General features: G+C 68.4%; 12 protein-coding genes. 4 read left to right on the top strand and 8 right to left on the bottom strand.

The annotated features are described in order from the left end of the window. Nucleotides 1-33 precede the first annotated feature (33 nt). Nucleotides 34-978, top strand: coding sequence for a formylglycine-generating enzyme family protein (locus OHA18_RS24650; protein WP_328997646.1), 945 nt, complete (start codon nt 34-36; stop codon nt 976-978). Here the strand turns inward: OHA18_RS24650 and OHA18_RS24645 are convergent. Genes OHA18_RS24645 through OHA18_RS24630 form a run of 4 tightly spaced genes read right to left on the bottom strand, consistent with a single transcriptional unit; the run spans nt 962 to nt 4,544 of the window. Then, the gene (locus OHA18_RS24645) at nt 962-2,185 is read right to left on the bottom strand and encodes an MFS transporter (protein ID WP_328997645.1); all 1,224 of its coding nucleotides are present in this window, start codon (nt 2,183-2,185) and stop codon (nt 962-964) included. The genes OHA18_RS24650 and OHA18_RS24645 overlap by 17 nt on opposite strands. Continuing rightward, nucleotides 2,182-2,661 carry a MarR family winged helix-turn-helix transcriptional regulator gene (locus OHA18_RS24640; RefSeq protein ID WP_328997644.1) on the bottom strand — a complete coding sequence of 160 codons (480 nt, stop codon included), beginning with the start codon at nt 2,659-2,661 and terminating at the stop codon, nt 2,182-2,184. Before OHA18_RS24640 ends, OHA18_RS24645 begins: the two co-directional genes overlap by 4 nt. Nucleotides 2,662-2,680: 19 nt before the next feature. Continuing rightward, complete coding sequence (locus OHA18_RS24635) at nt 2,681-3,355, bottom strand: class I SAM-dependent methyltransferase (RefSeq protein WP_328997643.1); 675 nt, start codon at nt 3,353-3,355, stop codon at nt 2,681-2,683. Then, nucleotides 3,312-4,544 carry an MFS transporter gene (locus OHA18_RS24630; protein ID WP_328997642.1) on the bottom strand — a complete coding sequence of 411 codons (1,233 nt, stop codon included), beginning with the start codon at nt 4,542-4,544 and terminating at the stop codon, nt 3,312-3,314. The genes OHA18_RS24635 and OHA18_RS24630 overlap by 44 nt, the downstream gene beginning before the upstream one ends. 127 nt (nt 4,545-4,671) lie before the next feature. On the opposite strand from OHA18_RS24630, the gene OHA18_RS24625 reads away from it, so the two are divergent. Then, the gene (locus tag OHA18_RS24625) at nt 4,672-5,241 is read left to right on the top strand and encodes a TetR/AcrR family transcriptional regulator (protein ID WP_328997641.1); all 570 of its coding nucleotides are present in this window, start codon (nt 4,672-4,674) and stop codon (nt 5,239-5,241) included. Beyond that, nucleotides 5,238-5,756 (top strand): SRPBCC domain-containing protein, encoded by a 519-nt coding sequence (locus OHA18_RS24620; protein WP_328997640.1) that lies wholly within the window; start codon nt 5,238-5,240, stop codon nt 5,754-5,756. Before OHA18_RS24625 ends, OHA18_RS24620 begins: the two co-directional genes overlap by 4 nt. 197 nt (nt 5,757-5,953) lie before the next feature. Here OHA18_RS24620 and OHA18_RS24615 read toward each other — a convergent pair whose 3' ends face one another. The 3 genes from OHA18_RS24615 to OHA18_RS24605 are packed head-to-tail and all read right to left on the bottom strand — an operon-like array spanning nt 5,954 to nt 9,716. Then, on the bottom strand, nt 5,954-6,934 hold the full coding sequence (locus OHA18_RS24615; protein WP_328997639.1) for a TolB family protein: 981 nt from the start codon (nt 6,932-6,934) through the stop codon (nt 5,954-5,956). After that, nucleotides 6,931-8,130, bottom strand: a complete 1,200-nt coding sequence (locus OHA18_RS24610; RefSeq protein WP_328997638.1) for an MFS transporter — start codon at nt 8,128-8,130, stop codon at nt 6,931-6,933. Before OHA18_RS24610 ends, OHA18_RS24615 begins: the two co-directional genes overlap by 4 nt. After that, nucleotides 8,130-9,716: a discoidin domain-containing protein gene (locus tag OHA18_RS24605; RefSeq protein ID WP_328997637.1), complete on the bottom strand. Its 1,587-nt coding sequence runs from the start codon at nt 9,714-9,716 to the stop codon at nt 8,130-8,132. Before OHA18_RS24605 ends, OHA18_RS24610 begins: the two co-directional genes overlap by 1 nt. A 161-nt stretch (nt 9,717-9,877) precedes the next feature. Here OHA18_RS24605 and OHA18_RS24600 point away from each other — a divergent pair, with 161 nt between their 5' ends. After that, entirely contained in the window at nt 9,878-10,849 is a 972-nt protein-coding gene (locus OHA18_RS24600; RefSeq protein ID WP_328997636.1) for an aldo/keto reductase, read from the top strand. Between the two features lie 125 nt (nt 10,850-10,974). Here the strand turns inward: OHA18_RS24600 and OHA18_RS24595 are convergent, their stop codons facing one another. Next, nucleotides 10,975-12,000, bottom strand: a complete 1,026-nt coding sequence (locus OHA18_RS24595) for a LacI family DNA-binding transcriptional regulator (protein ID WP_328997635.1) — start codon at nt 11,998-12,000, stop codon at nt 10,975-10,977. Between the last annotated feature and the right edge of the window lie 16 nt (nt 12,001-12,016).

The raw sequence follows: 12,016 nt of genomic DNA, 5'->3' as shown, positions 1-12,016 counted from the left end.
CCTCGCTTCGGTGCGAGTTGAGAAGCTTGGCGTATGAACGACGAGGATCCGTCCTGCTGCGCGCCTTCCCGTGGTGAGGTGTCGTCGCCTCCTCCGGCCCCGGCGGAGCGCGGTGAGCACGGGGTCGAGCAGGTGATGCTCGAGGGTGGCACGTTCGCGATGGGCAACAGCAACGGCGACGAGAACGCCGCCGACGGCGAGACGCCGGTGCACACGGTCGAGCTGGCGCCGTACAGCATCGATGCGACGAGTGTGACGAACGCGGACTTCGCACGGTTCGTCGACGCGACCGGCTACCGGACGGAGGCGGAGATTTTCGGGTACTCCGCGGTATTCCATCTCGCCCTGGCCGCCGAGCCGGACGAGCTGATGGGCCCGGCGTCCGGTACGCCGTGGTGGGCCGGGGTCCGCAGCGCCGACTGGCGGCACCCGGGCGGATCGCGATCCGACCTGGACGGGCTCGACGAGCATCCCGTCGTCCATGTGAGCTGGAACGACGCGGTCGCGTACTGCAAGTGGGGACAGCGGCGGCTGCCGACGGAGGCCGAGTGGGAGTACGCGTCCCGTGGCGGCCTCGACGGCCGGCGGTACCCGTGGGGCGACGAGCTCATCGACGACGAGTGGCGCTGCAACATCTGGCAGGGCGACTTCCCGGGGACGAACACCGAGGAGGACGGCTTCCTCACCACGGCGCCGGTCCGTACCTTCCAGCCGAACGGCTACGGACTGTGGCAGACGGTCGGGAACGTGTGGGAATGGTGCGCGGACTGGTTCGGCCCGCGGTACTACAAGTTCTCCCCCGCCGAGAATCCACCCGGACCGTCGCTCGGCGCGGCCCGGGTGATGCGCGGCGGCTCGTACCTCTGCCACGACTCGTACTGCAACCGCTACCGCAACGCCGCCCGTTCGTCGAACACCCCGGAGTCCTCGATGGGCAACGCCGGCTTCCGCACCGTCGGACTCACGCGTCCTGAGTGACGGCAGGCTTCCGCAGTCCCGGCGTACTGGCGGCGACTGCGGCAACCGCTGCGACACACAGCAGCGCACCGGATGCGAGAGATGCGACGGGTGACGTGAGCTGCGCGACCACACCGCCGCGCAGGTTGCCGAGGTCGGGACCCGCCTGGCCGACGATCTGCTCCGCGGCGCTGACCCGGCCGAGCAACTCCGAAGGCGTGTGCAGCTGAACGATCGTGCTCCGCGAGACGACAGCGACCGTGTCCGCGGCACCAGCGAACGCCAGACACACCAACGCCAGCCACGGGGCCGGTGAGAAGGCGAACAACAGCAACGCGATCCCCCAGCCCGCCGACCCGCACAGCATCACGAGCCCGTGCCGCGGCAGGCGTGTGAACGAACCGGAGAACAACGACGCGGCGACCCCACCGACGGCGATCGCGGTCAGGAACAACCCCAGCGTCCGCGGGTTGTTGCCGAACCGCTCCGCATTGATCACCGGGAACAAGCTGATCGGCATCGACAAGACAGTCGCCGCCAGATCGGTGATCAGCGCCCCACGGATCACCGGCGTCGACGCCACGAACGTCAACCCGTCCCACACCCCACGCAGTCCCGGCTTGGCGGTCCCCTCGATCTGCATCCGGGGAAGTCCGAGTACGCCGTACAGCGCGGCGAGGAAACTGAGCGCGTCGATCAGGTAGCAGACGCCGACGCCCCAGACGCCGATGATCACGCCGCCGAGCGCCGGTCCGATCAGCATCGCACCCTGGAACCCGATCCGGTTGAGCGCGATCCCGGCGGCGAGCTGATCGCGCGACAGCAGCTGCGGCAGCACGGTCCGCGCCACCGGGCCGGCGGTCGCACCGAACGCCGCCTGTACGGCGATGAGCGCGAGGAGCACGCCGACGGGCACGCGGCCGATCAGCAACTGGCTCGCCATCACGGTCGCTGTGAGCAACTGTCCGCAGGTGGTGATCAGATAGATCCGCCGGCGTTCGAGCCGGTCGACGAGGCTGCCCGCGAACAGGCCGAGCACGATCAGCGGCAGTGCCTGCGCCAGGCCGACCGCACCGGTCCAGGCCGGGCTCGAGGTCTGGTCCCAGACCTGGAACATCACCGCGACGAACGTGAGCTGACCGCCGAACCCGGACAGCACCTGGCCGATCCACAGCCGTCGGTACGGCACCACGCGCAGCGGGGCGAGGTCGATGAACGCGTGCTTCACCGGTCGGCCTCCGGCAGCTTCTCGGTGATGCGGTCGTGAAAGCTCTTCCGGGCCAGGGCTTGTTCGATGTCCTGGACCACCTTGGTCATCGGGTAGGGCAGCTCCGCCTCGAGCTCGGCGATCGCGGCCTCGGTCGCCCGCCACTCGGCGGTCAGCAGCTCGACGAGCTTCTTCGACCTGGCCGTGAGCGTGACCTTCTTGCTGCGCGCGTCCGCGCCGGGCACGGTCCGGACCAGGCCGGCGGTGCGCATCGCGGACACCTTCTGACTGAGCGCGGAGTGCGTCCGCCCGATCGCGTCGGCCAGCTCGGTGATCGTCATCGGGCCCTTGAGGTGCAGCTGGATCAGCTCGCGCACATAGCTCGGCTTCAGGCCTTTGATCTCCCGGTCGGCGTAGATCCGCCCGATCTCGGCATCCATCCGGCCCAGCAGTTCATGCAGCGGCCGCCAAAGACTCTGCTCGGTGGGGTCGTCCATGGGCCGATCATAACAGTACTTATATAAGTGCTGTCACTTCTGGTCGCGGCCAGACCAGCGCGTGCTGGCCGCCGACCCTCGTGAACGCGCCGCCCGGGAACGCCGCGCCGTACGCCTGCTCGAAACCGGCCCGGCTCAGGTACCGGTCGCTGACGCGGTGATCGAGCCAGTCGCCGGTGCCGAGCCGGAAGATCTCCCAGGCGTCGGGGTTGCGGTGGATCAGGTTGCGGGCGAGCTTGCGGACCTCGCCGCCGTACAGCCACCAGCGCGGGTTCGCGGGGCGCGGCGAGACAGTGTCGGTGAGGGCGGCGCGACCGCCGACGCCGACCAGGGAGCGGATGTGCCGGAGGACGGCCGGGAGGTCGGTGACGTGATGGAGGGTCGCGGAACTGGTGACGAAGTCGTACTGCCCGGCGGTGTCGAGGATGCTGGACTCGAGGTACGTGATGTTCGGCCGCGGGCGCTTGCGGCGGGCGAGGCGGATCATCGGGCCGGAGAGGTCGATGGCATCGACCTGGTCGAAGTACTCCGCCAGCACGATCGCGTGCCGGCCGGCGCCGCAGCCGAGATCTATGGCGCGGCGGCGGCGTTCGGGAAGGACGGTCGGGAGCCAGTCCGCGACGGCATCCTCGGTCAGTTCGCCCAGTCGGTCAAACCGCTCCGCCAGGTGATCGAACGACTGCTCGCGCTCCATGTTCTTTGGATGCGGTCCGGCGGGAAAAGGTTGACATCCAGGTGGTGGCGAGGGCGGCGGACAGGATGCTGATCAGTGCGAGTACTGCGAAGCCGTAGCGGGTGTCGGTGTGGCCGGTGACGACCGAGGCGATCAGCATGACGACGATCGTTGCGGCGAGGCCGTATCCGTTGGCGATTCCGAACGCGTGGCCGACGCGCGACTCGTCCACAGAGGTCATCAGCAACGAGCGGGTCGCGATGCGGGCCTGGCCGAACAGGAACGCGCCGAGCAGGACGAGCGCCATCAGCGCAGGCACACCGAACAGCGGCTGAAGCACCAGCAAGCCACTACAGACCAGGAACCCGCCCGTCGCCAGTCTGAGATCACCCAGCCGAGCCGCGGACCGCCGGTACGCCGCCGCAGCCAGCAGGAACCCGGCGCCGCCCACAGCATCAACCACACCAAGCACAGCCGGCCCACGATGCCACTCCCCGATCAGCAACACAGGAAGCAAGGCGTTGAAGACGGTGACAACAACAAGCCCTTGCCCGAACAACAGAGCAAGCGCCCCAAGCGGAAGACCCGCGGTGGTCGCGCGCACCTCGGGAATGGTTGCCTGCAGCAACGCCTCGGGCTGCCTGGCAACGCGGTGTTTCGATCCCACCGCCAGGACCAGGACCGCGGACAGGGCGAAGGTGAGGGCGTTGAAGGTGAAGAGGGGTTTGGAGCCGAAGTACTGGAGGGCGATGCCGCCTAGTGAGGCGGACAAGAGCATGCCGGACTGGAGGGCTATTTCGTAGTGGGCGTTGAAGTGGCGGAGTTCGGTGGTGGGGACCCGTTCGCGGATCAGCGCGGCGCTCGCCGGGTTGAACTGGGCGGCGACGATCGCCAACGCGAAGTTGGTTGCGTAGACGAGGGGTTGCCGGGAAGCGCCCAGGGCGAGGCCGACCGGGAGCGCGAGAGCGGCCACCGCGCTGACCACGTCGCAGGTCACCCACAGGCGGCGCCGGTCGAAGCGGTCGGCCAGGCGGCCGAAGTGCGGCGAGAGGACCGCCTGCGGTACGGCGACGGCGATGAACAGCCAGCCGACGTCCAGCATCGACCCCTGCGCGCGGACGAGTAGCAACGCGGCGCCGAGGAGCTGGATGTTGTTGCCGAGGGCCGTGATGAACGCTGCGGGCAGCAGCAGTCTGGTGCGCGAAGTCACCTGACCAACGGTGTCAGCAAAACCTGACAGTCTCTGGCAGTGATTCCTTTACGATACGGCGGTTGCGTAAATCAGCCGGCCGGGCTACCGTTCTTTTCGACACCGCAGTAGCGAAAAGAGGATGGCGATGGTGGGACGAGGGCGGCCACGCGACGCCGGCGTCGAGGGGCGGGTGCTGGACGCCGCCATGACCGAGATGCGCGCCCGTGGGTACGACGGCATGTCGGTGGACCGGGTCGCCGAGCGGGCCGGGGTGGCGAAGACCACGATCTACCGGCGCTGGCCGAGCAAGGCCGAGCTGGTGGTCGCGATGATCGCCGGGCTGCGCAGCGCCGTGCCGTTCGAGCCGAGCGGCGACGCGCGACGCGACCTCACCGAGCTCGTCACCGGCATCGCCGCCACCCTCGAGGCCATCCCGACCACGCTGGTCGCCGACCTCACCGCCGCAGCCGCCCGCGAACCGCGCGTCGGCGACAGCGTCCGCGCCCTCTGGGGCGCGCGTCACGCGGCCGTCGCCGCAATCATCGCCCAGGCCCAGTCCGACGGGCTGCTGCTCGCGCACGCCGATCCCGGCGTCGTCGTCGACCAGCTGGTCGGACCGCTGTACTACCGGCTCCTCATCACGGGTGAGCCGATCGATCCCGCCTACGTGAGGGCGCTGGTGCTCAGCACTCTCGGACCGGAGAAGAAGTCATGAAGAAGTTCCTCGTTGTCCTCGGCAGCGTTCTCGTCCTGCTGGCCGGCTACACCGTCTACACGGTCGTCCGCCCGTTCACCCTGCACACCGAGCTCGACATCGACGCGTCCCCCGAGCAGGTCTGGAAGGTGCTCACGGACCGCCAGGCCTACCCGGAGTGGAATCCGTTCATCATCTCCTCGACCGGTGACCTGAAGGTCGGCGACAAGATCACCAACGTGCTCCGCGACACCAAGGGCGGCGAAACCAAGTTCACCCCGACGCTGCTCGCTGTCGTTCCCGGCAAGGAGCTCCGCTGGGTCGGCAAGGTGCCGCCGGGTGCGTTGTTCACCGGCGAGCATTCGTACCGGCTGACCGCCCTGCCGGGTGGCCGCACGCACCTGGTCCAGGAGGAGAAGTTCACCGGCGCGGCGATCCCGTTCACGCAGTCGATGCTGAAGAACACGATCAAGCCCCAGTTCGACGCCATGAACCGCGCCCTCGCCGCCCGAGCCCAGGGCGTAACAGCTAGCTGAGGCACCGACTCCGCTCCGATCCCGTCCGCTCGCCGAACCAGCCAATTTCGTGGGTCAGCCAGTCAATTTCGTGGGTCAGCCAGTCAAATCGGGGGTTTGCCACCGTCATTCAGGGTCAGGAACCCCAGATCTGGTGGGCAGACCCAGCAAACTGGCTGGTTCACCCATCAAATGCGCGCGGGGGTGGGAGAGGTGCGCTAGCCGAGTGAGGGTGTGGTTGCTGCCGCGATGAGGAGTTCGGGGGCTGTGGTGAGGCGGACGGACCAGATGTCCAGGGTGCCGGCGGCGTTGCGGACCGGGTAGAGGAGGGTGGAGTTTCCCTGCCAGACGGGCTGGTCGTCGATGGAGCGAGGTTCGGCCGGGTGGGTGATCCGGTGGGTGGTCGGGTCGAGGATCGCCAGCCGCCAGGTGCCGGTGGCAACCTTCTGCTTGAAGGCGATCCGCCGGCCGTCGGGTGACAGGGACGGGCATTCGACGTTCTCGGCGATCGCGGTGCCGCGGTACGCGCGGTAGTCGGCCTCGATCAGGTAGGTCTTCCCCTTGCTGCCCAGCGTCACGTAGAAGCGGTTGCCATCGGCGCCGAAGGTGATGCCCCAGTAGTTCACGTCCGAGGCGAAGTACCGCTTCCCGTGCACGAAGACCGCGAGCTCCTCGATGGTCTTCACCAATCGCCCGGTGTCCACCTCGTAGAGCCCGGTCCGGGTGGAGAAGCCGGTCGCGGCGTACGAGTCCCCGGTGACGAAGAGGGTCCAGTTCACGATGCGCCCGTCCGGCGAGACCCGGGCCCGGCTCGGTGTCCCCGGCAACGTCTCGCGATGCAGTTCGCGCAGGTTCGTATCCAGCACGATCATCTCCGTCAACGGCGGCAGCGAGCCCGGCCTCAGTCGCAAACAGATCGCCGTACTGCCGGCCGCGGCGAACCGGTCGCAGTGCAGCTCCCCCACGCGCCGGGCCGCGCCTGGATCCCCCACCGGTACGGCGGCCAACTTGCCGGAGTCGGGTCCATCGGCGAGGTTGCGGAAGAAGAGGGTCTTAGCATCGAGCGTCATCGGCTGACCGGTGAGAACCGGTACGGCGTTCGCGGTCGCGCCACCGCTGCGGGCCTGGATGACGTACGTGATCGCTCCACCGAGGAGCGCGAGGACAGCGACCGCAGTGAGGAGGAGTCGGCGGCTCATCGGCGTACCTCCAGGGGTTTGAAGACCGCTGCGGCGATGGTGACTGCAAGCAGGGCGAGCGTGACGGCGAGGATGGCAGGGCGGAGGTCCCAGAGGGTCCAGAGCAGGCCGACGGTGACGGCGGCGGCCATTCGCGCCACGGCTTGGCCGGTCTGCAGTACGGCGAGGCCGCTGGCGCGGAGGTGTTCGGGAACGAGTGGCCCGACCGCCGCGGGGAGTACGCCGTCGGTCGCGGCATAGAAGGTTCCGTGGAGGGCGAGGACGATCCACCAACTGCCGGTCGGGCTGCAGATGATCAGCAGGGCGAGGATCAGGGCCAGATGGCCGCCGAGGAAGATCTTCCAGCGGCCGATGCGGTCGCCGAGGCGGCCGAGTGGGATGGCGAGCAGGAGGAAGGTGCCGGCTGTGCCGAGTGGCAGCAGGGGGAAGAGGTTGGTGTTGATATCCCATCGGCGCTGCACGGCGAGGTACACGAACGAGTCGGTGATCGTGAACAGACCGAGCGCAGCCGCCCAGAGACAGCATCGCCGGAAGCTCCGGTCCCGCAGCAGACCGAAGACCGGCAGCTGAGCTGGTGTCGGTGATGGAGGCGAGTGGTCTCGGACGAAGGTAGTCAGGACGATGACGGCACAGGCCGCCAGGCAGAAGCTGGTGACGAAGATCGAGTTGTAGTCGCCGAGGCTGGCCCACAGCACCGCCGTGGCGACCAGCGGGCCGAGGAAGGCGCCGACTGTGTCCAGCGCGCGATGGACACCGAACGAGCGGCCCATCGTCTCCGGCGCGCTGCTCAACGAGATCAGCGCGTCCCGGGGCGCCGTCCGGATCCCCTTGCCCGCGCGGTCGATGGCGAGCACCGCGCCGATCGCCGGCACCGTGGACCCGGCCGCGAGAAACCCGAGTTTCGAGATCGCCGAGAGCGCGTAGCCGATGCCGGCGACGGTCTTCAACCGTTGCCAGCGGTCGGCCAGATGTCCGCCGGCCAGGCGCAGTACCGCGGTCGCTCCGGCGTACAAGCCGTCGAGCAGGCCGAACTGCAGCGGGTTCAGCCCGAGCCCGAAGACCAGGTACAACGGCAGGATCGCGGTCACCATCTCGGCCGACACGTCGGTCACCAGGCTGACGATGCCGAGGGCAACGACATTCCCGGGGACCCGCCGCAGCGGTGTCCGCAGCGGGCCGACGGACGCGAGGTACATCAGTGGCAGGTGTACGTCGGGCTGCTGTCCAGGACCTTCCCGTCCAGACCGATCAGCTGGCTGGTGAACGTCGTGTCGGTCATCGAGAGCTTCAGCACCCCGAAGTCCGAGATGATCTTCGCGGTCGCGGGATGCGCGGAGTGCACCGGGTACAACGGCGCTCCGCCCATGCCGCCGATGATCTGCATCGGTCCGTTCGGATCCGGGGTGCCGTTCGCGTTCTGCGGCAGGAAGCGTTCGTAGTGGTGGTCGTGCCCGTTCAGCACGAGGTCGGCCTTGGCGGACACCAGAGTCTGCCACAGCGGCGCGGCGTCGGGATTGTCGCCGTGGTCACCCGAACTGAAGCGGGGATGATGGTAGTACGCCGCGATGCAGCCCTTCGTGTTCTTCGCGAGGTCCTGCTTCAGCCAGGTCAGCTGGGCCGGCTCGCGCAGGTCGTCCTCCTTCACGAAGTCGTTCGAGTCGAGCGCGACGAAGTGCCAGTTGCCGAGCTCCCAGCTGTAGTAGTTCTTGCCCTGCGGCGTCGCGATCGAGCCGAAGTACTTGTGATACCCGTCGAACGGCACGTCGTCGTAGGTCTCGTGGTTGCCGGGGATCGGATGCGTGATGTTCTTGAACTTGCCCCAGGTCTTCGCGTAGTAGTTCTGGAAGTCCGACAAGTGCGCGTCGTCGTACTGGTTGTCGCCGATCGTCAGCACCGCGGCCGGTTTGATCGCCTCGACCAGCTTGGCGGTCTTCGGATGGATGCAGCTCGAGTCGGACGCCGTGCAGCGGTCCGCGATGTCGCCGGCCGCCGCCAGCACGAAGCCGCCGGTGCCACCCGCGCTCGTCGTGACCGTGATCGGATCACTCGCCGCCGACACGTTGCCGGCCAGGTCCCGCGCCCGCACCGAGTAGCGGTACGACGTGTTCGCGGTCAGCCCGGTGTCGTTGTACTGCGTCCCGGGTGTCGACGCGACGACACTGCCATCACGCAGTACGTCGTACCCGCTCACCCCCACGTTGTCGATCGAGGCAGACCAACTGAGGGCGACCGAGGCGGCCGTGGCGCCGGTGCTCTTCAGGCCGGTCGGGACGGTCGGAGCCTCGGTGTCGCCAGTCGAGTCTGTCGTTCCGTAGACCTCCAGCTCCCACAGCGAGTAGCCGTACGACGTTGCGCGCTGGGTGCCGACCAAGCGGAGATACCGGCCGTGCGCCTGCAGGCCGGTCAGGTCGTCGGTCGCACCGTTGCCATTCGCAACCTCCTTGACCGAACTGAACGTGGTCCCGTCGTCGGAGACCTCGATCCGGTACGCCTTCGCGTACGCGGCTTCCCAGCTGAGCTTGACCCGGCCGATCGTGGCCGGCTGGCCGAGATCGACCCGGATCCACTGTGGATCGGAACTCTCGGCACTGGCCCAGCGGGTCGACGTGTTGCCGTCGACCGCACGGACCGCGGCCAGGGTGTCGCTTTCGATGCTTGAGGCAATGACCGGTTTGCCCTGCGAGAGCAGGGTGTCTGCGTTGGTCCGGGCATCGGCGACGGAGCCACCTAGCGCGGCAAGCAGACCGGCGGGCAGCACCAGCGCAAGTAGACGCAATCTCATGATGTACCTCCGGGGGCGCGGAGCAGAATTGTTAGGAAGGTTACCTAACAGTTGCCGGACGGTAAACCCTTGGCGCCGGTTGATGCGCTGAGTGCATCAACCGGTACCATAAGATTCATTGGACGGATGATCAGCCGGCTGGTTGAGTCGACGGTATGGAGATGCGCGGATTGGGACGAGCAGGGATCGAGGTCAGCCCGGCCGGATTCGGGTGCTGGGCGATCGGCGGTCCGTTCAGCAACCCGGCCGGTGAACCGCTGGGCTGGGGCGAGGTCGACGACGACGAGTCGGTGCGGGCGATCCGGCGGGCGGTCGAGCTCGGGGTGACCTTCTTCGACACCGCCGATGTGTACGGCGCGGGTCACAGCGAGCGGGTGCTCGGGAAGGCGCTCGCGGGCCTGCGCGACCAGGTGGTGATCGCCACCAAGTGGGGCAATCTGTTCGACGAGTCGACCCGGATCATGGACGGCCGGGACGCGACACCGGAGTACGTGCACAAGGCCGTCCGGGCTTCGCTCGAGCGGCTCGGGACCGACTATCTGGATCTGTATCAGCTGCACTACGACACCACCGACGAGATCGCGTTGCCGCTCCGCGAGGCGTGCGAGGAGCTCGTGCGCGAAGGGCTGATCCGCGGCTACGCGTGGAGCACCGACACCCTGCACAGCGCGGAGCTCTTCGCCCAGGGCGAGCACTGCGCCGCCGTACAGCACGAGGCGAGCGTTCTGCACGACGCTCCGGACATCTTCGCGCTCTGCGAGCGCGAGAACCTGGCGAGCATCAACCGCACCCCGCTCGGGATGGGGATCCTCGGCCGTCGCGACGCGAGCAGCCCGGCGACCGGCGCGGACATCCGGACGCTGCCGCCGGCCTGGCTGCGGTACTTCACCGAGGGCGGCGCACCGGCACCTGAGTGGTGGGACAAGGTCTCGGCGATCCGCGAGCTCCTGCAGAGCGACGGGCGGACGCTGGCACAGGGCGCTCTCGCGTGGCTGTGGGCGCGGAGTCCGAAGACGGTGCCGATCCCCGGCTTCCGGACGGTCGCACAGGCCGAGGAGAACGCCCGCGCAATGGCGTTCGGCCCGCTCAAGAGCGACCAGATGACGGAGATCGCCGCGCTCCTCGCGAACTAGTCACCCCCACCCTCGGCCCGGCAACCGCTCAGCAGCGGTTCCGGGCCGAGGTCTTGTCACCGCCGTGGTTTATCGATATACATCTGAGCAGCGACCTCCCCCGCGTGACGAGGTGGACCGTGGTGTCAGACGACCGGCTTGGTGGTACCGCGCAGGATCAGGCGGGCCGGCGCGACCAGTTCCTGTGGATCGCCGCTCGGGCCGCCGCCGATCTGGGCCATCAGCAGCGCGACGATCGAGTCCGCCATCTCCTCGTGTCCCGGGTTGATGCTGGACAGCGCCGGGACCAGGTACGGCGCCTCGTCGATGTCGTCGAAGCCGATCACCTGGACGTCCTCCGGAACCCGCAGATTCGCATCGGCCAGGGCCCGAAGCGCGCCCAGGGCAACCACATCGGTCAGCGCGAACACCGCGTCGAAACCGATCCGGCGATCGAGCAACGACCGGATCGCGTCGTACCCCTGCTGCATCGTGAAGTGACAGCGGACCGTCAGCTCCGGATCGATCGGTACGCCGGCGTCGGTGTGCGCGAGCCCGTAGCCCTCCGCGCGAAGGGCCGGCATGTTCGCGGTCCAGTCGGGATTGCCGCCGAGCATCGCGATCCGTCTTGCACCAGTGGCGAGCAGATGGGCAGTGGCCTGCCGGGCACCGTCGACGTTGTCCATCATCACGTGCTCGTACTTCGACGGCAGCGCCCGCTCGCCGATCATCACGACCGGCGCGTCGTTGCGGAGCTGGGTCAGCTCGGCCGGGTCGCTGTCGACCACGCTGAGGACCAGACCGTCGTACATCCGCAGCCGGGAGAACGAGACCGCGTCGGCCTCGCCCTCGCGGCTGGCGCCGGTGCGCTCCATCACGATGCGCAGCCCGTGCGCCTCGAACCGGTCCGCGAGCCGGCCGGCCAGCTGGGCGAAGTACGGGCGCTCGAGCTCCGGGACCGCGAGGCCGACCACACCTGTGCGGCCCGCGCGCAGGTGCCGGGCGGCCAGGTTGACCTGGTACCCGAGGTCGCCGATCGCGGCCAGGACCCGTTCGCGCGTCGCGGCGCCGACCCGCGGCCGCCCGTTGATCACGTTCGACACGGTCATCGTGGACACCCCCGCGGACCGCGCGACATCGGCCATCGTCACGGCGGTCGTCCCCTTCTTCATGTCGCCTACCCTACGT

The sequence above is a fragment of the Kribbella sp. NBC_00709 genome (assembly GCF_036226565.1).
In the GTDB taxonomy this organism is placed as follows: Bacteria; Actinomycetota; Actinomycetes; order Propionibacteriales; family Kribbellaceae; genus Kribbella.
This window is presented reverse-complemented; position numbering and strand designations above follow the sequence as displayed.

Coding starts and splice junctions, on each gene's coding strand:
- OHA18_RS24650 (WP_328997646.1), top strand. CDS start 34: ATGAACGACGAGGATCCGTCCTGCTGCGCGCCTTCCCGTGGTGAGGTG.
- OHA18_RS24640 (WP_328997644.1), bottom strand. CDS start 2,661: ATGGACGACCCCACCGAGCAGAGTCTTTGGCGGCCGCTGCATGAACTG.
- OHA18_RS24635 (WP_328997643.1), bottom strand. CDS start 3,355: ATGGAGCGCGAGCAGTCGTTCGATCACCTGGCGGAGCGGTTTGACCGA.
- OHA18_RS24625 (WP_328997641.1), top strand. CDS start 4,672: ATGGTGGGACGAGGGCGGCCACGCGACGCCGGCGTCGAGGGGCGGGTG.
- OHA18_RS24620 (WP_328997640.1), top strand. CDS start 5,238: ATGAAGAAGTTCCTCGTTGTCCTCGGCAGCGTTCTCGTCCTGCTGGCC.
- OHA18_RS24615 (WP_328997639.1), bottom strand. CDS start 6,934: ATGAGCCGCCGACTCCTCCTCACTGCGGTCGCTGTCCTCGCGCTCCTC.
- OHA18_RS24610 (WP_328997638.1), bottom strand. CDS start 8,130: ATGTACCTCGCGTCCGTCGGCCCGCTGCGGACACCGCTGCGGCGGGTC.
- OHA18_RS24605 (WP_328997637.1), bottom strand. CDS start 9,716: ATGAGATTGCGTCTACTTGCGCTGGTGCTGCCCGCCGGTCTGCTTGCC.
- OHA18_RS24600 (WP_328997636.1), top strand. CDS start 9,878: ATGCGCGGATTGGGACGAGCAGGGATCGAGGTCAGCCCGGCCGGATTC.
- OHA18_RS24595 (WP_328997635.1), bottom strand. CDS start 12,000: ATGAAGAAGGGGACGACCGCCGTGACGATGGCCGATGTCGCGCGGTCC.